The organism is Micromonospora sp. CNZ280 (assembly GCF_011759515.1).
In genome coordinates this window covers 2,853,764-2,873,706 of record NZ_JAAOYP010000001.1, presented here as the reverse complement: position 1 = coordinate 2,873,706, position 19,943 = coordinate 2,853,764, and the positions used below count along the sequence as shown (strand labels likewise).

19 protein-coding genes and 1 pseudogene are annotated in these 19,943 nt (G+C 72.8%); 10 read left to right on the top strand and 10 right to left on the bottom strand.

What is annotated here, in order from left to right:
• Nucleotides 1-55: 55 nt before the first annotated feature.
• Nucleotides 56-712, top strand: a complete 657-nt coding sequence (locus FHX32_RS13800; protein WP_167181615.1) for a Maf-like protein — start codon at nt 56-58, stop codon at nt 710-712.
• Nucleotides 713-721: 9 nt separating this feature from the next.
• Nucleotides 722-1,375, top strand: a complete 654-nt coding sequence (locus FHX32_RS13795; protein WP_167181613.1) for an O-methyltransferase — start codon at nt 722-724, stop codon at nt 1,373-1,375.
• Between the two features lie 128 nt (nt 1,376-1,503).
• Here FHX32_RS13795 and FHX32_RS35095 read toward each other — a convergent pair whose 3' ends face one another.
• The 6 genes from FHX32_RS35095 to FHX32_RS13765 all read right to left on the bottom strand — a co-directional run bounded on the left by FHX32_RS35095 (nt 1,504) and on the right by FHX32_RS13765 (nt 5,934).
• On the bottom strand, nt 1,504-1,908 hold the full coding sequence (locus tag FHX32_RS35095) for a hypothetical protein (RefSeq protein ID WP_486481051.1): 405 nt from the start codon (nt 1,906-1,908) through the stop codon (nt 1,504-1,506).
• Nucleotides 1,909-2,225: 317 nt separating this feature from the next.
• Nucleotides 2,226-2,981 carry an ABC transporter permease gene (locus tag FHX32_RS13785; protein ID WP_167181611.1) on the bottom strand — a complete coding sequence of 252 codons (756 nt, stop codon included), beginning with the start codon at nt 2,979-2,981 and terminating at the stop codon, nt 2,226-2,228.
• Between the two features lie 17 nt (nt 2,982-2,998).
• Nucleotides 2,999-3,958: an ATP-binding cassette domain-containing protein gene (locus FHX32_RS13780; protein ID WP_167181609.1), complete on the bottom strand. Its 960-nt coding sequence runs from the start codon at nt 3,956-3,958 to the stop codon at nt 2,999-3,001.
• Between the two features lie 128 nt (nt 3,959-4,086).
• Nucleotides 4,087-4,701 carry a PadR family transcriptional regulator gene (locus FHX32_RS13775; protein WP_167182729.1) on the bottom strand — a complete coding sequence of 205 codons (615 nt, stop codon included), beginning with the start codon at nt 4,699-4,701 and terminating at the stop codon, nt 4,087-4,089.
• A gap of 304 nt (nt 4,702-5,005) precedes the next feature.
• Complete coding sequence (locus FHX32_RS34500) at nt 5,006-5,455, bottom strand: hypothetical protein (RefSeq protein ID WP_208418080.1); 450 nt, start codon at nt 5,453-5,455, stop codon at nt 5,006-5,008.
• Between the two features lie 98 nt (nt 5,456-5,553).
• Complete coding sequence (locus FHX32_RS13765) at nt 5,554-5,934, bottom strand: sigma factor-like helix-turn-helix DNA-binding protein (RefSeq protein ID WP_167181607.1); 381 nt, start codon at nt 5,932-5,934, stop codon at nt 5,554-5,556.
• A 301-nt stretch (nt 5,935-6,235) separates the two neighbouring features.
• Between FHX32_RS13765 and FHX32_RS13760 the strand changes: the two genes are divergently transcribed.
• Entirely contained in the window at nt 6,236-7,987 is a 1,752-nt protein-coding gene (locus FHX32_RS13760; RefSeq protein WP_167181605.1) for an ATP-binding protein, read from the top strand.
• Between the two features lie 17 nt (nt 7,988-8,004).
• Here the strand turns inward: FHX32_RS13760 and FHX32_RS13755 are convergent, their stop codons facing one another.
• Nucleotides 8,005-8,898 (bottom strand): LysR family transcriptional regulator ArgP, encoded by an 894-nt coding sequence (locus FHX32_RS13755; RefSeq protein WP_167181603.1) that lies wholly within the window; start codon nt 8,896-8,898, stop codon nt 8,005-8,007.
• 69 nt (nt 8,899-8,967) lie between these two features.
• On the opposite strand from FHX32_RS13755, the gene FHX32_RS13750 reads away from it, so the two are divergent.
• The gene (locus tag FHX32_RS13750; RefSeq protein ID WP_167181601.1) at nt 8,968-9,564 is read left to right on the top strand and encodes a LysE/ArgO family amino acid transporter; all 597 of its coding nucleotides are present in this window, start codon (nt 8,968-8,970) and stop codon (nt 9,562-9,564) included.
• Between the two features lie 112 nt (nt 9,565-9,676).
• On the top strand, nt 9,677-11,116 hold the full coding sequence (locus tag FHX32_RS13745) for a GuaB1 family IMP dehydrogenase-related protein (protein ID WP_167181599.1): 1,440 nt from the start codon (nt 9,677-9,679) through the stop codon (nt 11,114-11,116).
• Between the two features lie 21 nt (nt 11,117-11,137).
• Here FHX32_RS13745 and FHX32_RS13740 read toward each other — a convergent pair whose 3' ends face one another.
• Nucleotides 11,138-11,695: a TetR/AcrR family transcriptional regulator gene (locus tag FHX32_RS13740; RefSeq protein ID WP_167181597.1), complete on the bottom strand. Its 558-nt coding sequence runs from the start codon at nt 11,693-11,695 to the stop codon at nt 11,138-11,140.
• An 83-nt stretch (nt 11,696-11,778) separates the two neighbouring features.
• Between FHX32_RS13740 and FHX32_RS13735 the strand changes: the two genes are divergently transcribed.
• The 4 genes from FHX32_RS13735 (at nt 11,779) to FHX32_RS13720 (ending at nt 16,546) form a co-directional block, all read left to right on the top strand.
• Nucleotides 11,779-12,225, top strand: coding sequence for a DoxX family membrane protein (locus FHX32_RS13735; RefSeq protein WP_167181595.1), 447 nt, complete (start codon nt 11,779-11,781; stop codon nt 12,223-12,225).
• A gap of 24 nt (nt 12,226-12,249) precedes the next feature.
• On the top strand, nt 12,250-12,732 hold the full coding sequence (locus tag FHX32_RS13730) for a MarR family transcriptional regulator (RefSeq protein WP_167181593.1): 483 nt from the start codon (nt 12,250-12,252) through the stop codon (nt 12,730-12,732).
• Nucleotides 12,726-14,459, top strand: a complete 1,734-nt coding sequence (locus FHX32_RS13725; RefSeq protein ID WP_167181592.1) for an ABC transporter ATP-binding protein — start codon at nt 12,726-12,728, stop codon at nt 14,457-14,459. Before FHX32_RS13730 ends, FHX32_RS13725 begins: the two co-directional genes overlap by 7 nt.
• A 161-nt stretch (nt 14,460-14,620) precedes the next feature.
• Nucleotides 14,621-16,546, top strand: a complete 1,926-nt coding sequence (locus FHX32_RS13720; protein WP_486481109.1) for an ABC transporter ATP-binding protein — start codon at nt 14,621-14,623, stop codon at nt 16,544-16,546.
• Between the two features lie 3 nt (nt 16,547-16,549).
• Here FHX32_RS13720 and FHX32_RS13715 read toward each other — a convergent pair whose 3' ends face one another.
• Nucleotides 16,550-17,428 carry an alpha/beta fold hydrolase gene (locus tag FHX32_RS13715; protein WP_486481050.1) on the bottom strand — a complete coding sequence of 293 codons (879 nt, stop codon included), beginning with the start codon at nt 17,426-17,428 and terminating at the stop codon, nt 16,550-16,552.
• Nucleotides 17,429-17,521: 93 nt separating this feature from the next.
• Nucleotides 17,522-18,742, bottom strand: a pseudogene (gene thrS, locus FHX32_RS13710) (threonine--tRNA ligase); the annotation flags it as partial.
• A gap of 505 nt (nt 18,743-19,247) precedes the next feature.
• On the opposite strand from thrS, the gene FHX32_RS13705 reads away from it, so the two are divergent.
• Complete coding sequence (locus tag FHX32_RS13705) at nt 19,248-19,865, top strand: DedA family protein (protein WP_167181588.1); 618 nt, start codon at nt 19,248-19,250, stop codon at nt 19,863-19,865.
• Nucleotides 19,866-19,943 lie beyond the last annotated feature (78 nt).

The following is a 19,943-nucleotide window of genomic DNA, read 5'->3' as shown; positions in this document are numbered from 1 at the left end:
CGTTCCCCTGCCCGCCGACCCACATCAGGCCGACGGGGCCGGTAACGTCGGCGAGGTGTCAGATGCCGCGCCACTTCGCCTCGTGCTCGCCTCGGCGAGCCCTGCCCGTCGCAAGAGCCTCCAGGCTGCCGGCATCGAGCCGGACGTGCTGGTCAGCGGGGTGGACGAGTCTCTCGTCGTCACCGACCGGGCCGAGGAGCTGTGCCTGGAACTGGCCCGCCTGAAGGCCCAGGCGGTGCTCACCCGGCTGCGGCCGACCGACGACGAGCGGACCCTGGTGCTCGGCTGCGACTCGGTGCTCGCCTTCGGCGGCGAGATTCTCGGCAAGCCCGCCGACGCGGCCGACGCCACCCGGCGCTGGGAGCGGATGCGGGGGCGCAGCGGCGTGCTGCACAGCGGGCACTGCCTCATCGACATCGTGGCGGGCCGCAGGGCCGAGGCGGTCGCCTCCACTGTCGTGCACTTCGCCGACATCAGCGACGACGAGATCGCCTCGTACGTGGCCACGGGTGAGCCGCTCGCCGTGGCCGGCGCGTTCACCATCGACGGGCTGGGCGGGCCGTTCGTGGAGCGGATCGAGGGCGACCCGAGCACCGTCATCGGACTGTCGCTGCCGACGCTGCGCCGTCTCCTGTCCGAATTGGACCTGCGGCTCACAAACTTGTGGACAAAGGTCGCACCCGGCAATCAGTCGGTCGAACCGCTCGGCTAGCGTCCGATCATGACCACGAAGCCGATTCCACTCACGACGGAACTGCACACGTACCTGGTGGCACACGGCTCGCCGCCCGACGAGATCATGCGGGACCTGGCCGAGGAGACCCTTGCGGCCCTGCCCCGCGACGCGCACATGCAGGTCGCGCCGGAGCAGGCCGCGTTCCTGACGTTCCTCACCAGGCTGCTCGGCGTGCGGCAGGCCGTGGAGGTGGGCACCTTCACTGGGCTGTCGTCGCTGGCCATCGCCCGAGGACTGCCCGAGGATGGTCGACTGACCTGCTTCGACATCTCGGAGGAGTTCACGGGCATCGCGCGACGGTACTGGGCCCGTGCCGGCGTGGACGACCGGATCGAGCTGCGCATCGGCCCGGCCGGCGACATGCTGCGTGAGCTGCCCCACGAGCGTCACCTGGACTTCGCCTTCATCGACGCCGACAAGACCGGCTACCCGATCTACTGGTCGGAGCTGGTCCCCCGGATGCGTCCCGGCGGGATGATCGCGGTCGACAACGTGCTGCGCGGCGGTCGGGTGATCGCCCCGCAGGACGCCGACGACCGGGCCATCGCCGCGTTCAACGACGAGGTCCTCGCCGACGTCCGGGTCGACGCGGTGATGCTCCCGATCGCCGACGGCCTCACCCTCGCCCGAGTGCACTGACCGCCGCGGCCCGGACCGGCCGGCTTGATCCACTCCGGATACGCGATATCGGGGTGTCCGGGCGACGCGGACACCGCGATGTCCGGGACATGGTGTGGATCAACGCCGCGACCGCCGCGACGGTCGCTTCAGGCAGCGGTCGGGGCGAGGGTCGGCCGGTCGGGCCGCTGGGCGCGGAGCGCGCGGCCGAGCCGGACGGCGAGCAGCACGGCGGCCGCGATGAAACCGGGCACCAGCAGGAAGGCCAGGTGCGGGCCGACCCCGTCGGCCACCCAGCCGAGCACCACCGGTGCGATGCCGAAGCCGACCCCCATCGAGTACGACGCCCAGCCCGCCGCCCGGTCGGCTGCCGGCCCCGCCACGGCCAGCGCGATCGAGATGGCCAGCGGGTAGTGCAGGGCGTTGCCGAGACCGAGCACGACCAGGCCGACGACCGCGAGCCAGCCGACCGGGGCCACCCAGAACACCGCGAACCCGGTCAGCGACACGCCCAGCGCCGCGAGCAGCAGCGGCACCGCCACGGACGGCGGCACCGACCCGAACGGCAGCGCCAGCCCGGACGGCGGGGGCGGGGGCCGGCAGGCGTACGCGGAAGGTCAGCGCGGCGAGCGCGACCAGCGCGATGAGGCCGACCTCGACGGCCATCGCCGGTCGCCAGCCCCAGCCCCAGCCGGCGTCGACGCTGGCGCCGATCACCAGCGGGGCGAGGATGCCCATGCCGGCGCAGGCGGCGTTGGCCTCGGTGAGCGCGGCCGGCGCGGCGGGGCCGTGCCGGGCGGTGAGCACGACGTTGACCCCGCTGATCACCATCATGTCGAAGGTGGCGATCAGCGCTACCGCGGCTCGCGGGTCAGCGGACGCTGCGGGCGAACTGCCGGGCGGCCCAGACCACGCCGGCCGCGGCCAGCACCGCGATGATGGTCAGCCCCTGCCAGACCTTGTCGTCGCCGAGGTCGCCGGCGAAGAGGGCGCGGGTGCCGTCGACCGCCCAGGAGAACGGGTTCCAGTCGGCGATGCCCTGCAACCAGCCGGGCGCGAAGGTGAGCGGCAGCAGGATGCCGGAGAGCAGCAGCACCGGCTGGGCGACGGTGTTCATCAGCGGGGCCAGCGCGTCCTCACTCTTGACCTTGAGCGCCACGCCGTAGGAGACGGCCGAGGTCATCAGCGCGATCAGGGCGAGCATGAGGTACGCCAGCAGCAGGTCGCCGATGAAGACCCGCAGGTCGAACAGGAGCGCGAGCAGGGTGATGATGACCGCCTGCACGATCAGCGACACCACGTCGCGCAGCGAGCGCCCGAGCAGCAGGGCCAGCCGGCTGACCGGGGTGACCCGGGAGCGTTCGATGACCCCGGCGCGCAGCTCGGCGATCAGGCCGAAGCCCTGGAACAGGCCGCCGAAGATGGCCAGCAGCACCAGCAGGCCGGGTACGAAGATCTTGTAGGCCTCCGCCTGGCTGGGCGCGTTCAACGCCGGCTTGAGCAGCGGGGCGAAGAGCAGCAGGTACATCACCGGCTGGAAGACGCCGACGAAGACCCAGACCGGGTTGCGCAGCAGCAGCTGGAGCTGGCGCTGGAAGATCAGCCAGGTGTCACGGGCGAGTTTCATCAGACTTCTCCGGATTCTCAGGACTCGCGCAGCGAGCGGCCGGTCTTGGTGAGGAAGACGTCGTCGAGGCTGGGCCGGTGCAGCTCGATGGAGCTGAGCGCCAGGCCGGCGCTGTCCACCCGGCGCAGGATCTGCGGGATGGCGGTGGCCCCCTCGTCGACGTAGAGCCGCAGCCCGCCCTCGTCGGCGGTCTCCAGCTTGTTGACGTACGGCTCGCTGTCGAGCAGCTGCGCGGCCTGCGGGGTGGCCGCGACGTCCAGCCCGAGCAGCACGACGTCGCCGGAGATCTCGCGCTTCAGGTCGGCCGGGGTGCCCTCGGCGACCACCTCGCCGTGATCCATGATCGCGATCCGGTCGCAGAGCGCGTCGGCCTCGTCGAGGTAGTGGGTGGTGATGAAGACGGTCATCCCCTCGGTGCGCAGCCGCCGGATCTCGTCCCACATGTGCGCCCGGCTCTGCGGATCGAGGCCGGTGGTCGGCTCGTCCAGAAAGACGATCTTCGGCTCGTGGATGATGCCGAGGGCGATCTCGACCCTCCGCCGCTGGCCGCCGGAGTAGGTCTTGCACTTGCGGTCGGCGTACTCGCTGAGCTGGAAGGCGTCCAGGGCGCGGGTGGCCCGGCGGTGCGCCTCGGCCTTGCCGATGCCGTACATCCGGGCGTGCAGCACCAGCTCCTCGCGGGCGGTGGACTCGTCCCAGGTGCTGCCGCCCTGGGCCACGTAGCCGATCCGGCGGCGCACCTCGGCCGGGTCCTTGCGCAGGTCGGCGCCGGCGATGGTGGCCTCGCCGCCGTCCGGCTCGATCAGCGTGGCCAGCATCCGCAGGGTGGTCGTCTTGCCGGCGCCGTTCGGGCCGAGGAAGCCGAAGATCTCGCCCTCCGCGACCTGCAGGTCGACCCCGCGCACCGCCTCGACGGTCTTCGTCTCCCGACCCGCGCGGGAGCGGAACGACTTCCGCAACCCTCTGGTCTCGATCATCTCTGCTCCTGGTCGTCCGGGCCGGCGGTGGCCGGCCGGCTGTCCCTTGGGGACGGACGCCGGACGGCGCGCGCTACCCCGTGTACCCCGAAAGACTAACGCGATATAGCTCTTATGGTCAACGTTGACTAATCGGCTGCGGACCCATCGCCCGTGGTTCCGCTCTCCTGCCAACCGTTCCAACCCTCCGCCTCCGCCACCCCATCAGGCAGGTACGACACACCCGAGTCGATGCGTTCGGCGATCCGCTCGCACCAGGCGGCCTCGGTCTCCGCCCGGGCCACCCACAGCTCGAACATCCAGGCCACGTGCGCCGGCTTGCTGGCCCGGATCCAGTCGGACTCCAGCGACGCGCGGGTCGAGTCGGCGGTGGCCCGCATCAGGTTCGCCCGGTTGCGCAGGGCCGCCGCCGCCTCCTGGCGGGGCAGTGCGGGCAGGAAGGAGAACGCCGCCAGGAACGGGTCTGGCTGCTGGTGCACGTGCCACCACTGGCCGCGCAGCAGCGTCTCGAACTCGTCCTCGCCCTTGGCGGTCACCTCGTAGGTGGTGCGGGCCGGCCGGCCGCCGACCTGCTCGGTGGCCACCTCGCGCAGCAGCCCTTCCTCGGTCAGCTTGCGCAGGGCGTGGTAGATCGATCCCGGTTGCACGTTCGCCCACTTGTCCGCGCTCCAGCTGAGCAGCTCACGGCGGACGTCGTAGCCGTGCACCGGCTGCATCCAACGGACCAGGCCGAGGATCATCATTCGGGTGGCAGACACCGGTCAAGCGTAATAAACAAGTTTGACTAAAGCCGGGTGACGTGATCAGCCGGGCGGCCGGTGTCGAGCACCGGCCACCCGACTACCCGGAACCGGTCCTATCCGGCCAGCCCGTACGCGCGGATCATCGTCTGGTCGACCGAGTTACCGACGACGTCCGTCGCCGTGGCCCGAAGCGAGACGTAATCGCCGGTGGCGGGGTGGGTGAGGGCAGCCGTCCAGCGATCACCGGTACGCGTCAGGCTGATCGGTTGCCACGTCGCGCCGTCGTCGAACGATGCGGACAGGGTCAGCGACTCGAGCTGCTGAGCTGTTCCGGCCCACTCTGCTCCACTGAAACCTCGAAGGTGAACGGGGCGCCGGCCGGTGCCCGATTGAAATTGTCCAGCCCCAGGTCATACCGGACCGCGAGGAGGGGCAGGGCCGCTGCCTGGTCGAGGTGGGCCGAGGTGAAGGTCCACGCGGTTCGTTGCCGGGTGGACAGCGATGACCAGGGTGCCGCGTACACGTTGAGATCAAGGCCGGGGACCTGGTTCGTCGGCTGGACGTAGATGCCCCCCGGGTGGTCGAAGTCCGCGGCGTACCAGATCAGCTCCCCTGGGGTGTGTTGGATGACCTGTACGGTCCCCCCGGTCAGCTGCGCTTCCGCACGGTCCGTGCTCGCCGTCACCCGCGCCGTACCGCGGGCGTCCAGCGCGATCTGGGTGCGACCGACGGACCAGGTGCGGTCGAACGCCACCTGCCGTCGCGTCGGTGATCACCGCATCCAACCGGGCACGGCCGCGCGCCTTCACCTCGGGCGCCGGCGGCGGCACCGACCGTACGCCGGCCAGCAGGTCAAGCTCGTTCATTGGAAAACTCCTTGCCGGTAAAGACTTCCTGGGTGGGATCGGTGTCGCCCAGCGCCTTGCGGAGCTGGCGGCGGGCCCGGTGCAGCCGGGAGGCGACCGGGCCAACCGGTACGCCGAGCGCAGCCGCGGCCCCGGCCTGGGAGAGCTCGGCCCAGGCCACGAGCAGCAAGGTGTCACGATCACGGGCCTTGAGCCGGCCGAGCGCGCCAGCGAGCCGACCGCGTACGGCTGACGCCGCTGCCCGGGCGAGGAGGCGCTCGTCGGAGTTGTCCGACGGCGGCTCGGCGGACATCCGCGCCAGGGCGCGATAGCCACGTACCTCGACACGGCGGTGCCGCTTGATCAGGTGGGTGGAAGTAGCGGTCATAGAGCTCGGCGAACGCCTCCGGATCGGTCCGCGAGCGCCACAGCGTCTCGGCATCGCGGTGATCGGCGGACAGTCGCAGCTCCCTACCTGGCAGGTCGTCTGTGCAAAGAGTCATGCGGTGGTATCGATCATGAGCGACCCTCCCGGGTGCGGGCGAAAACAGTTGACGTGCCTACTTGCCCGCAGCCCTAAATGATCTTCACGTCGCTCAGACGTGCGGCATCCCACATTGAGCGATCGTTAGGGTGGCGAGGTCGGCCGATAAACTCCCGGCATCGACCATCCGGGAGGAGCCCTCAAGGTGCGCAAGGTACTCATCGCCAACCGCGGCGAGATCGCCGTACGCGTCATCCGCGCCTGCCGTGACGCCGGCCTGGGTAGCGTCGCGGTCTACGCGGACTCCGACCGGGACGCCCTGCACGCCACGCTGGCCGACGAGGCGTACGCCCTCGGCGGGGACACCGCGGCCGAGAGCTACCTGCGGATCGACAAGCTGCTGGCGGTCGCCGCGCAGGCCGGCGCCGACGCGGTGCACCCCGGTTACGGCTTCCTCTCCGAGAACGCCGACTTCGCCCAGGCCGTCATCGACGCCGGGCTCACCTGGATCGGCCCCACCCCGCAGGCGATCCGCGACCTCGGCGACAAGGTCACCGCCCGGCACATCGCCCAGCGCGCCGGCGCGCCGCTGGTGCCCGGCACCCCCGACCCGGTCGGCAGCCCGGACGAGGTGATGGCGTTCGCCGTCGACCACGGCCTGCCGGTCGCCATCAAGGCCGCCTTCGGCGGCGGCGGGCGCGGGCTGAAGGTGGCCCGCACCATGGAGGAGATCCCGCACCTGTTCGAGTCGGCGACCCGCGAGGCGGTCGCCGCGTTCGGCCGGGGCGAGTGCTTCGTCGAGCGCTACCTGGACAAGCCCCGACACGTCGAGGCGCAGGTGCTGGCCGACCAGCACGGCAACGTGGTCGTGGTGGGCACCCGCGACTGCTCGCTGCAGCGCCGGCACCAGAAGCTGGTCGAGGAGGCCCCGGCGCCGTTCCTCACCGACGCGCAGCGCGCCCAGATCCACGACAGCGCGAAGGCGATCTGCCGGGAGGCCGGCTACCACGGCGCCGGCACGGTGGAGTACCTGGTCGGCGCGGACGGCACCATCTCCTTCCTGGAGGTGAACACGCGCCTCCAGGTGGAGCACCCGGTCACCGAGGAGACCGCCGGCATCGACCTGGTCCGCGAGCAGTTCCGGATCGCCGACGGCGAAAAGCTGCGGTTCACCGAGGACCCGACGCCGCGCGGGCACTCCATCGAGTTCCGGATCAACGGCGAGGACCCGGGCCGCAACTTCCTGCCCGCCCCGGGCACGGTCACCACGCTGCGGCTGCCCACCGGCCCCGGCGTGCGGGTGGACACCGGCATCTCGGCCGGCGACGTGATCGGCGGCAACTTCGACTCGCTGCTGGCCAAGGTGATCATCACGGGCGAGACCCGCACCGAGGCGCTGGAGCGGGCCCGCCGGGCGCTGGACGAGATGGTGGTCGAGGGGATGGCCACCGCGCTGCCCTTCCACCGGCTGGTGGTGCGGGACGAGGCGTTCACCGCCGAGCCGTTCACCGTGCACACCCGGTGGATCGAGACCGAGTTCGACAACACCGTCGCGCCGTTCACCGCCGCCGCCGGCACCGCCGAGGCGCCGGCCGAGCGGGAGACCGTCGTGGTCGAGGTCGGCGGCAAGCGGCTGGAGGTCACCCTCCCCGCCGGCCTCGGCGGGGGTACGGCCACGGCCGCCCCTGCCGCTCGCAAGCCGGCCCGCCGGGGCGGCGGGACCAAGGCCGGCACCGCGGTCAGCGGCGACTCGCTCACCTCCCCGATGCAGGGCACCATCGTGAAGATCGCGGTGGCCGACGGCGACACCGTGGCCGAGGGCGACCTGGTCGTGGTACTGGAGGCGATGAAGATGGAGCAGCCGCTGCACGCCCACAAGGCCGGTACGGTCAGCGGCCTGAACGCCGAGGTCGGCGCCGTGATCACCGCCGGCGCGACCATCTGCACCATCGCCTGACCCGGCCGGCCTCACAGTCAGCGCAGGGTTTCGGCGGCCACCGCGCGGACGGCGGCGGTGAGGGCGTTCAGCACGTCCGACTCCAGCCGCCAGTGCTGCCAGTAGAGCGGGATGTCCAGGTGCCGGCCGGGCGCGAGATCCACGCAGCGCCCGGCGGCCAGGTCGGCGGCGGCGATCTGCTCGGGCACCAGGCTCCAGCCGAGGCCCAGCCGGATCGCCTCGCTGAAGGCGGGCACCGACGGCACGTAGTGCACCGGCGGTTCCAGCGGTCGGCCGGTCAGCGCGCGCAGGAACCGGTGCTGCACCCGGTCCTTGCGGTCGAAGACCACCAGCGGCGCGGCGGTCACCGCCGCCGTGGTGAGCCCGTCGGCGAAGTGGGCCTCGGCGAACTCCGGGGTGGCCAGCGCCTGGTAGCGCATGGCACCGAGCCGGATCACCCGGCACCCCTGCACCGCCTCCCGCTGGGCGGTGACCGCCGCCGTCACCGAGCCGTCCCGGAGCAGCTCGGTGGTGTGGTCCTGGTCGTCCTGGCGCAGGTCGAAGAAGAGCCCCGCCCGCTGCGGCAGCCGGGCCAGCGCGGCCGGGAACCAGGTGGCGAGCGAGTCCGCGTTGACCACGACGGCGACCCGGGTGCGGCCGCCGCCGGTCAGCGGGCCCCGCGCGTCGGCCAGCGCCTCCCGCTCCAGCAGCGCGAGCTGCCCGGCGAGCCGCAGCAGCGGCCGGCCCGCCTCGGTCGCCGCGCACGGCCGGGTGCGCCGGACCAGCACCTGGCCGACGGTCTCCTCCAGCGCCTTGACCCGCTGGCTGACCGCGGACGGGGTGATGTGCAGCAGCCGGGCCGCCGCCTCGAAGCTGCCCTCGGCGACCACTGCGGCGAGCGTACGCAACTGGGCCGAATCCAGGCCGGTCATAAGCTCAGCTTAAGCCACCTCAGAATGTTTAGCTGGACTGATGTTCCGCGGCGGCTCTAGCGTCGTGCCGTGCTCACCTCCGCCGTCGCCGGGTTCTCCATGTCCATCGCGCTGATCGTCGCCATCGGTGCCCAGAACGCCTTCGTCCTGCGCCAGGGGCTGCGCCGCGAGCACGTGGTTCCGGTGGTCCTCACCTGCGCCGCCTCGGACGCGCTGCTGATCGCGGCGGGCATCGCCGGAGTCGGCTCCCTGGTCACCGGCCGGCCCGTCCTGCTCACCGCGATCCGTTGGGGCGGCGCCGCGTTCCTGCTCTGCTACGCGGCCCTGGCCGCCCGCCGGGCCCTGCGCCCGGGCGCGCTGCTGCCCACCGAACGCCCGCCGGCCACGCTGGGGGCGACCCTGCTCGCCTGCGCCGCCTTCACCTACCTGAACCCGCACGTCTACCTGGACACCGTGCTGCTCCTCGGCGGGATCGCCCAGCAACACCCGCACCGCTGGCTGTTCGGCATCGGCGCCGCGCTGGCCAGCATCGTCTGGTTCACCGCGCTGGGCGTCGGGGCGCACCGGCTCGCCCCGCTGCTCGCCCGTACCCTCGCCTGGCGGCTGCTGGACGGCGTGATCGCCGCCGTGATGGCCGCGCTCGCCGTCGCGCTGCTGCTCGGCTGACCGGCCGCCAGCTCGCCGCCGGCGGTACCCGCCGGCCCGGCGGCGGTGCGGGTGAGGGTGTTTTCCGTGACCACCGGGGGCGGGCCGACCGGCGGTCACGGATGATGGCCGGGTGCGGTTCCTTCATGGCGCGGTCCCCGCGCACGACCTGACCTACAACGACGTCTTCATGGCGCCGGCCCGCTCCGACCTGGGCTCGCGGCTCGACGTCGATCTGGCCACCGGCGACGGTACGGGCACCACCATCCCGCTGGTGGTGTCGAACATGACAGCGGTCAGCGGGCGCCGGATGGCCGAAACGGTGGCCCGGCGCGGCGCCATCGCGGTGATCCCGCAGGACATCCCGATCGAGGTGGTGGCGAACGTCGTCGCCTGGGTCAAGCAGCGCCACCTGGTGCACGACACCGCCATCACGCTCGGCCCGACCGACACCGTGGGCGACGCGATCCACCTGCTGCCGAAGCGGGCGCACGGCGCGGTGATCGTGGTCGACCCGGCGGGCCGGCCACTGGGCGTGGTGACCGAGGCGGACACCGTGGGCGTCGACCGGTTCGCCCAGCTGCGCCACGTGATGTCGACGGAGCTGCACACCGTACCGTCCGACGCCGACCCGCGGACCGGCTTCGACCGGCTCTCCGCCGGCCGGCGCCGGCTCGCCCCGGTGGTGGACGCCGACGGGCGGCTGGTCGGGGTGCTCACCCGGCAGGGCGCGCTGCGGGCCACCCTCTACAGGCCGGCGGTCGACGACCGGGGCCGGCTGCGGATCGCGGCGGCGATCGGCATCAACGGGGACGTCACCGGCAAGGCGGCGGCGCTGCTGGAGGCCGGGGTGGACACGCTGGTCGTGGACACCGCGCACGGGCACCAGGAGCGCATGATCTCCGCGCTGCGGGCGGTCCGCAAGCTGGACCCGGCGGTGCCGGTGGCGGCCGGCAACGTGGTCACCGCCGAGGGCGTACGCGACCTGGTGGAGGCCGGCGCGGACATCATCAAGGTGGGCGTCGGCCCGGGCGCGATGTGCACCACCCGGATGATGACCGGGGTGGGCCGGCCGCAGTTCTCCGCGGTGCTGGACTGCGCGGCGGCGGCCCGCGACCTGGGTCGGCACGTCTGGGCCGACGGCGGCGTACGGCATCCGCGGGACGTGGCGCTGGCGCTGGCCGCGGGCGCGTCGAACGTGATGATCGGCTCCTGGTTCGCTGGCACCTACGAGTCCCCCGGCGACCTCTACACCGAGCCGGACGGCCGGCGCTACAAGGAGAGCTTCGGGATGGCCTCGGCGCGGGCGGTCAGCGCGCGCACCGCCGACGACAGCCCCTACGACCGGGCCCGCAAGGCGGTCTTCGAGGAGGGCATCTCCTCCGCCCGGATGTACCTGGACCCGAACCGGCCCGGTGTGGAGGACCTGATCGACGAGATCATCGCCGGCGTCCGCAGCGCCTTCACCTATGCCGGGGCGCGGAACCTCGCCGAGTTCCACGAGCGGGCCGTCGTCGGGGTGCAGAGCACGGCCGGCTACACCGAGGGGATGCCGCTGCCCACCAGTTGGTGAGCGGCCGGCGGTCGGCGGCGGTCACCAGAAGAGGCGGCGGATCACCTCCCGGGCCGCCTCGCGGGGATCGTCGCCGACGCTCTCCGGCAGCGCCGCGGAAAGCCAGAGCGTGGCGAAGCCGTGCACGATCGACCACGCGGCCAGGGCGTCCTGCCCCGGGTCGGCGCCCGGCCGGTCGGGCAGCCTCGCCACCCCCGCGTTGAGCGCGGCGCCGGACCGCGCCCGCGCCGCGCGCACCTCGGCGTCGTGCGCCCGGTAGAGCTCCGGGCGGAACATCACCTCGAAGTGCGCGCGGTGCCCGACCGCGAAGTCGACGTACGCGACGCCGGCCTCCAGCATGTCGCCGCCGGCACCGTGCAGCCGGTCGGCGAGCAGGTCGAACCCCTCGACGGCGAGCGCGGTGAGCAACCCGGCCTTGTCGCCGAAGTGGTGCGCCGGCGCGGCGTGTGAGACGCCGGCCCGGCGGGCCAGGTCGCGCAGGCTGAGCGCGGTGACGCCGGACTCCTCGATCGCCTGCACCGCGGCGGCGAGCAGGACGCGGCGCAGGTCGCCGTGGTGGTAGGCAGCTTTGCCGGTCATGCCGCCAGCCTATCTTGCCGTTGACAAGATGGGTATCCGGAGGGCAATCTTGTCAGCGACAAGTTTTTGGTTGGAGGTTCGCCATGGCTCCGCTGATCGCGCTGGCGCTCGGCACCACCCTCGCCCGGCTGGTCGGGCTGGCCGGCGTCGACGTTCTCGATGGCTGGCACCCCGCCCTGCGGGTCGGGCTCGCCCTGATGTTCGTGCTGACCGGCTTCGCGCACTTCGCCGAGCCACGGCGGTCGGGGTTGATCGCGATGGTTCCGCCCGGGCTGCCCCGGCCGGACCTGCTGGTCACCCTCACCGGCGTGCTGGAACTGGCCGGCGCGGTGGCGCTGCTCGTCCCGGCCACCGCCGGTTGGGCGGCGGCGGGGCTGGCCGTGCTGATGCTCGCCATGTTTCCGGCCAACGTCTCCGCCGCCCGGCGCGGGCTCACCCTCGCCGGCAAGCCGGTGACCCCGCTCGGGCCGCGCACCGCTCTCCAGGTCGTGTTCGTCGGCGCCGCCGTGGCTATTTTGTTTGGGGCCTGACAATCAGGGGGCTAACATAGCTCCGTGCATCTGGTCACTCTTCACGACGTACCGATCGGCCGGCTCCTGGTGGTCGCCGGCCACGTGGTCAGCCAGCGGTGGAACCGCCTCCTGGCGGAGCGGTTCAACCTCACCCAGGCCGGCATGGTCACGCTGATGACGCTCGACAAGCACGGCGCGCTGCCGCACGGCGAGGTCGCCCAACGCTGCTTCGTCCGGCCGGCCACCCTGACCGGCATCATCGACACCCTCGAACGCGACGGGCTGGTCGAGCGGCAGCGCGACGAGAGCGACCGGCGCAGCGTCCGGCTCGCGATCACCGACGGGGGCCGGGCGCGGCTGGCGGCCCTGACCACCCTGATCCAGTCCGATCCCCCGCTCACCTCGGTCGACGCCGACCCGGCGAAGGCCGCCGTCATCCGCGAGTTCCTGCTGGAGGTCATCGGTAGCGCGGAGGAACCGCCCGGGCCGGGCCGCGCCGACCTGCCGGGAGGTCCGGCGTGCTGATCCGACTGCTCCGCGACCACCTGCGGCCGTACCACCGGGCGCTGACCGCGGTGGTGCTGCTCCAGTTCGTCGGCACCATGGCCTCGCTCTACCTGCCCAGCCTCAACGCCGACATCATCGACCTCGGTGTGGCCCGCGGCGACACCGACTACATCCTGCGTACCGGCGGCTGGATGCTGCTGGTCAGCCTGGCGCAGATCGTCTGCTCGATCGGCGCGGTCCACCTCGGCGCGCGGACCGCGATGGGCTTCGGCCGGGACGTCCGGGCCGCCATCTTCACGCACGTCAACCGGTTCTCGGCCCGCGAGGTCGCCCGGTTCGGGGCGCCGTCGCTGATCACCCGCAACACCAACGACGTCCAGCAGGTGCAGATGCTCGTCCTGATGAGCTGCACGATGCTGGTGGCCGCACCGATCATGAGCGTCGGCGGCGTGGTGATGGCGCTGCGCGAGGACGTCGGCCTGTCCTGGCTGATGCTGGTCAGCGTGCCGGTGCTGGCCGTCACGCTCGGGCTGGTGACCCGGCGGATGGTGCCCGGCTTCCGGCTCATGCAGACCCGCATCGACGCGGTGAACCGGGTGCTGCGCGAGCAGATCACCGGCATCCGGGTGGTCCGGGCGTTCGTCCGCGAGCCGCACGAGACGCGCCGCTTCGCCACCGTGAACGCCGACCTGACCGCGACCGCGCTGCAGACCGGCCGGCTGATGGCGCTGGTCTTCCCGGTGGTGATGCTGGTGCTCAACGTCTCCAGCGTCGCGGTGCTCTGGTTCGGCGCGCAGCGGGTGGACGCCGGGGCGATCCAGGTCGGCGCGCTGACCGCCTTCCTGCAGTACCTGATGCAGATCCTGATGGCGGTCATGATGGCCACCTTCATGCTGATGATGGTCCCGCGCGCGGCGGTCGGCGCGGAACGCATCGTCGAGGTGCTGGACACCGACTCGTCGGTGCTGCCCCCGACGGCGCCGGTGACCGAGGTGCCGACGCGCGGCGAACTGGAGCTGCGCGGGGTGCGGTTCCAGTACCCGGGCGCGGCCGAGCCGGTACTGCGGGACGTCTCGTTCCGGGTCACCGCCGGGACCACCACGGCGATCGTCGGCAGCACCGGCGCGGGCAAGACCACCCTGCTGTCGCTGATCCCCCGGCTGGTCGACGCCACCGCAGGCGCGGTCCTGGTCGACGGGATCGACGTGCGCGAGCTGGCGCCGGACGAGCTGTGGCGGCGGATCGGTCTGGTGCCGCAGCGGCCGTACCTGTTCACCGGCACGGTGGCGAGCAACCTGCGCTACGGGAACCCGGACGCCACCGACGCGGAACTGTGGGCGGCGCTGGAGATCGCCCAGGCCCGGGACTTCGTGGCCGCGATGCCGGAAGGGCTGGCGGCACCGATCGCGCAGGGCGGCACCAACGTCTCCGGTGGACAGCGGCAGCGGCTGGCGATCGCCCGCGCGCTGGTCCGCCGGCCGGAGATCTACCTCTTCGACGACTCGTTCTCGGCGCTCGACCTCGGCACCGACGCACGGCTACGGGCGGCGCTGCGGCCGGTCACCGCCGACGCCGCCGTGGTGATCGTGGCCCAGCGGGTCTCCACGATCGTCGACGCCGATCAGATCATCGTGCTGGAGAACGGGGGCGTGGTCGGGGTGGGCCGACACGAACAGCTACTGAAGACCTGCCCGACCTACGCGGAGATCGTCGCCTCCCAGCAGACCGCGGAGGTGCCGGCGTGAGCGAGCGCAGCAAGCGAGTCGCCAGGCAGAGCGCGGCCGAACCTCGGGCCGACGCCGACCTGACCGGGCAGCACAGGGCGCGGGCGGCCGTTCCCGCGCAGAAGCCGGCGGCCGACGGGCCGAGGCGGTTGCCCGGTGGTGGGCAGCGCGGCGGCGGGTGGATGGGCGCCGGGATGCCCGCCGAACGGTCGATGAACTTCGGGCCGTCCGCGCGGCGGCTGCTCGGCCGACTCCGGCCGCACCGGCTCCACCTCGGTGCGATCATCGCGCTGGCGGTGGTCAGCGTCGGGCTCAGCGTGATCGGACCGAAGGTGCTCGGCCACGCCACCGACCTGATCTTCACCGGGGTGATCGGCCGGCAACTGCCGGCGGGCACCACCGCCGAGCAGGCGGTGGCCGCCGCCCGGGCGGCCGGCAACGACAGCTTCGCCGACATGCTCGCCCGGATGGACGTGGTGCCCGGGGTCGGCATCGACTTCGCGGCGCTGGGCCAGGTGCTGCTGTTCGCGCTCGGGCTCTACCTCGCCGCCAGCCTGCTGATGTGGTGGCAGGGCTGGCTGCTCACCGGCGTCGTGCAGCGGACCGTGCAGAAGCTGCGCGCCGACGTGGAGGACAAGCTCAACCGGCTGCCGCTGCCCTACTTCGACCGGCAGCCGCGCGGTGAGCTGCTGAGCCGGGTCACCAACGACATCGACAACATCTCGACCAGCCTCCAGCAGACGCTGAGCCAGCTGCTCACCTCGCTGCTCACCGTGGTCGGCGTACTGGCGATGATGTTCTGGATCTCGCCGCTGCTGGCCCTCATCGCCCTCGTCGCGGTGCCGCTCTCGGTGCTGGTCACCCAGCAGATCGCCAAGCGGTCGCAGCGCCAGTTCATCGCCCAGTGGACGCACACCGGCCAGCTGAACGGCCAGATCGAGGAGGCGTTCACCGGGCACGAGCTGGTCAAGGTCTTCGGCCGTCAGCGGGAGGTGGAGGCCGCCTTCGCCGCGAAGAACGAGGAGCTGTTCAAGGCCAGCTTCGGCGCCCAGTTCATCTCCGGGATCATCATGCCGTCGATGATGTTCATCGGGAACCTCAGCTACGTGGCGATCGCCGTGGTCGGCGGCCTGCGGGTGGCCACCGGGGCGATGAGCCTCGGCGACGTGCAGGCATTCATCCAGTACTCCCGGCAGTTCACCCAGCCGCTGACCCAGGTCGCGTCGATGGCCAACCTGCTCCAGTCCGGGGTGGCCTCGGCCGAGCGGGTGTTCGCGGTGCTCGACGCCGAGGAGCAGAGCCCGGACCCGGCCGAGCCGGCCCGGGTGCGCGAACCGCGCGGCCGGGTCGAGTTCGAGCACGTGTCGTTCCGGTACGAGCCGGACAAGCCGTTGATCGAGGACCTGTCGCTGGTGGCCGAGCCGGGCCACACGGTGGCCATCGTCGGCCCGACCGGGGCCGGCAAGACCACCCTGGTCAACCTGGTCATGCGCTTCTACGAGCTGGACGCCGGCCGGATCACCCTGGACGGGGTGGACGTCACCACGATGCGCCGCGACGACCTGCGCGGCCGGATCGGGATGGTGCTCCAGGACACCTGGCTCTTCGGCGGCACCATCCGGGACAACATCGCGTACGGGCGACCCGACGCCACCGACGAGGAGATCCTGGCCGCCGCCCGGGCCACCTTCGTGGACCGGTTCGTCCGCAGCCTGCCCGACGGCTACGACACGGTGATCGACGAGGAGGGCAGCAACGTCAGCGCCGGCGAGAAGCAGCTGATCACCATCGCCCGGGCGTTCCTGGCCGAGCCGTCGCTGTTGATCCTGGACGAGGCGACCAGCTCGGTGGACACCCGTACCGAGGTGCTGCTCCAGCGGGCGATGGCCGCGCTGCGGTCGGACCGGACCAGCTTCGTGATCGCGCACCGGCTCTCCACCATCCGGGACGCCGACCTGATCCTGATGATGGAGGACGGCCGGATCGTCGAGCAGGGCACGCACGAGGAGCTGCTCGCCGCCGGCGGCGCGTACCACCGGCTGCACCAGGCCCAGTTCGCCCGATCGGTGGTCGACGACGAGGTCGCCGCCGAGCCGGTGGCGCGGTGAATGTCAGCGGTGGACCCGGTCAAGGAAGTCCCGCAGCAGGCGCACCACCTCGTCGAGATGCGTCTCCAGCAACCAGTGCCCGCCGTCGAGCAGGTGCAGCTCCGCGTCGGGCAGGTCCCGCAGGTAGGCGCGGGCCGCGCCGGCCGGCATGTAGCCGTCGTGCGGTCCCCACACGATCAGCGTCGGCGGCCGGTGGGTCCGCAGGTACTCCTGCTGACGCGGGAACCAGGCGACGGTGCTGCCCTGGTCGGCCAGGAGGCGGACCAGGTTGTCCCGCCGCGCCGGTTCGGCCCGGACCTGGGCCCAGGACAGCCGCCACAGGTCGGGGCTGACCCGGTCGGTCAGCCCGTCCGGCAGCTCACCGAGGAACTCGCCGCGGAAGCCCGCCTCGCTGACCGCCTGGGCGAGGCGGGCCCGACCCTCGTCGGTGGGGTCGCGCCAGAACCGCTTCAGCGGCTCGTACCTGGGGCCGTGCTGGTCGGGGTAGATATCGCCGTTCTGGATGACCAGGCCGGCCACCCGCTCCGGCGCGGCCATCGCCAGCCGCAGCCCGAACTGGCTGCCGTAGTCCTGCAGGTAGATCACGTAGCGGGTGAGCGACAGCACCTCGGCGAACCGGCGCAGCAGCTCGGCGTAGGCGTCGAAGGTGTACCCGAACCGGGCCGGGTCCGGCGTGTCGCTGTAGCCGAAACCCGGCAGGTCCGGCGCGATCGCCCGCCACCGATCGCCGAGTGCGGGCAGCAGGTTGCGGAACTGGAACGACGACGACGGGTAGCCGTGCGGCAGCAGCATCACCGGGGCGTCCGGCGGCCCGGACTCCCGGTAGAAGACGTCGATCCCGTCGACGTCGACGGTGCGGTGCGCGACTGCTGCGTGGGCCACGGTCTCCTCCTGTCCGCCACGCTACGGTCGGACGCCCCGGCCCGCATCGGAACCGACCGGGCCGGGGGCGTCGCGGACCTGCCCGGCGCGGGCTCAGCCCTCGCCGAGCAGGTCGGCCGAGCGGGCGGCCACCACGCGGGCGACCAGCCCGAGCGCGTCGCCGGCGGGCATCGGATCCAACCCGCGGCCGTCGCGCAGCCGCAGCGAGACCCGCCCGTCGGCCGCCTCGCGGGGCCCGATCACCGCGACGTACGGCACCCGCCGCCGGGCGGCGTCGCGTACCCGGGCGCCCAGCGAGCCGGCGGCGTCGACCTCGGCCCGCAGCCCGGCCGCCAGCGCGTCGGCGACGAACCGGTCGGCCGCCCCGGCCTGCCCGTCGTCGACCGGCAGCACCACGAGCTGGACCGGGGCGTACCAGGCCGGGAACGCACCCTGGTGCACCTCGATGAGGTACGCGAAGAGCCGCTCCATGCTGCCGACCAGGCTCCGGTGCACCATCACCGGACGGCGCCGCGCCCCGTCAGCGTCGGTGTACCAGAGGTCGAACTTCGCCGGCTTGTCGAAGTCGAGCTGCACGGTGGACAGGGTCGACTCCCGGCCGGCGGCGTCCACGATCTGAATGTCGATCTTCGGGCCGTAGAAGGCCGCGTCGCCGGGTGCCTCGGCGTACTCCACCCCGGCCAGGGCCTCCCGCAGCAGCTCCTCGGCCCGCGCCCACTGCGCGTCGTCGCCGACGTAGCGCTGCTCCGGCCCGCGCAGCGACAGCCGGTAGCCGGCGGGCCGTACGCCGAGCGCCCCGTGCGCCTCGCGGATCAGCCCGAGGATGGCGGCGACCTCCGCACCCACCTGCTCCAGCGCGCAGAAGTTGTGCGCGTCGTTGAGCGAGATGGCGCGCACCCGGGACAGCCCGCCGAGCACCCCCGAGCGTTCGGCCCGGTACATCCCGCCCAGCTCGGCGATCCGCAGCGGCAGCTCCCGGTAGGAGCGCCCCCGGGACCGGTAGACCAGGGCGTGGTGCGGGCAGAGCGCCGGCCGGAGCACGAACTCGTCGTCGGCGCTGAGCCGCAGCGGCGGGAACATGTCGTCGGCGAAGTGGTCGAGGTGGCCGGAGATCTCGAAGAGCTGCCGTTTGCCCAGCGGCGGGGAGTAGACGTGCCGGTAGCCGGCCCGGCGCTCCAGCTCCCGCACGTACTCCTCGACGGCGTGCCGGGCGGCGGCGCCGGCCGGCAGCCAGATCGGCAGTCCGGCGCCGGCCAGCGGGTCGGAGACGAACAGGTCCAGCTCCCGGCCGAGCCTGCGGTGGTCGATCATGTCGCGCTCCTGGTTCGGGTACGCCCCGCGGGCGAGCCGGTCCGGAACGCCATGAGGCCCCGGGGCGGATCGCCCCGGGGCCTCGTCGACGGATTGGTCAGTACGGCACGCCGGGGTTCCCCGGCGTCGTGGTCAGCACCGCACTGCGCATGCCGCGACGGTACGCCGGCCGCGGCGCGGCCCGCACCCGCATTTCCCGGCGGAGCGCGGCCGGACGGGTGGGAAGCGGTGGCGGGCCGCCGGCACGGGACCTGCCGGCGGCCCGCGGCGGCCCGCCGTCGGAAACGGGGGACCCGACGGTCCTGGGCCGCGCGCCGACAACGGTACGCCGACCACCGCCGATCCGCCGACCGCCGACGCCGCCGTCACGTCCCGGACGTCCGATCGTTGGACCCGGGGTGGCGCAGCCGTGTCGGTGGTCACCACCGGCCAGGCCCGTTCCCGGTGGCGCCGGCGGAGACGTCAGGCTCGGTACACCCAATCGGCCCCGTCCGGCGAGGTGGCAGTCGTGCCCGAACTACTCACTGAGGTCGCATCGCCGACCTGGGCGTACCTCGCGCTGCTCGGATTGCTGGTCGCGGACGCCTTCGTGCCGGTGATCCCCACCCAGGTCGTCATGATCACCAGCGGCGCGCTCACCGTGTACGGCGGGCTGAGCCTGCCGCTGACCATCGCCGTCGGCGCGCTCGGCGTCTTCGTTGGCGACCTGGTCTGCTACCTGCTCGGCCGGAGCGCGCCCGACCGCCGGCCGCCCCGACCGGGCGGACCGGGCCGCGCCCGGCGGGTCGCCGGCCGGGTCACCCGGGGACTGCGCCGCCCCGGCCCGCTGGTGATCCTGCTCTGCCGGTTCGTGCCGGGCGGGCGGATGGCGGCCTGCTTCTCGGCCGGGCGCAGCCGGTACCCGTACCGGCTGTTCCTGCTCTACGAGGCGATGGCGGCGCTGGCCTGGGCGTCGTACGGCGCGCTGGTCGGGCACCTGGGTGGGACCGCGCTGACCGGGTCGGCGTGGCGGCTGGCCGTGGTCGCCGGGGTGGCCGCGCTCGGGTTCGCCGCCGCCGGCTGGGCGATGACCCTGCTCAGCGCCCGCCAGCAGCCCCCCACCCCGGCCGAGGCGACCGCCGACTAGTTCTAGTACTAGCCGCCCTGGGCGGGGCTCGGCGCGCCATGTCGGCGCCATGGCAGCATCCGGGTCCGGTCGATCCCG

Bases quoted from the DNA above. Each gene is read 5' to 3' on its own strand.
- FHX32_RS13795 (WP_167181613.1), top strand. From the start codon at position 722: ATGACCACGAAGCCGATTCCACTCACGACGGAACTGCACACGTACCTG.
- FHX32_RS13785 (WP_167181611.1), bottom strand. From the start codon at position 2,981: ATGAAACTCGCCCGTGACACCTGGCTGATCTTCCAGCGCCAGCTCCAG.
- FHX32_RS13780 (WP_167181609.1), bottom strand. From the start codon at position 3,958: ATGATCGAGACCAGAGGGTTGCGGAAGTCGTTCCGCTCCCGCGCGGGT.
- FHX32_RS13775 (WP_167182729.1), bottom strand. From the start codon at position 4,701: ATGATGATCCTCGGCCTGGTCCGTTGGATGCAGCCGGTGCACGGCTAC.
- FHX32_RS13765 (WP_167181607.1), bottom strand. From the start codon at position 5,934: ATGACCGCTACTTCCACCCACCTGATCAAGCGGCACCGCCGTGTCGAG.
- FHX32_RS13755 (WP_167181603.1), bottom strand. From the start codon at position 8,898: ATGACCGGCCTGGATTCGGCCCAGTTGCGTACGCTCGCCGCAGTGGTC.
- FHX32_RS13740 (WP_167181597.1), bottom strand. From the start codon at position 11,695: ATGACCGGCAAAGCTGCCTACCACCACGGCGACCTGCGCCGCGTCCTG.
- FHX32_RS13735 (WP_167181595.1), top strand. From the start codon at position 11,779: ATGGCTCCGCTGATCGCGCTGGCGCTCGGCACCACCCTCGCCCGGCTG.
- FHX32_RS13720 (WP_486481109.1), top strand. From the start codon at position 14,621: ATGGGCGCCGGGATGCCCGCCGAACGGTCGATGAACTTCGGGCCGTCC.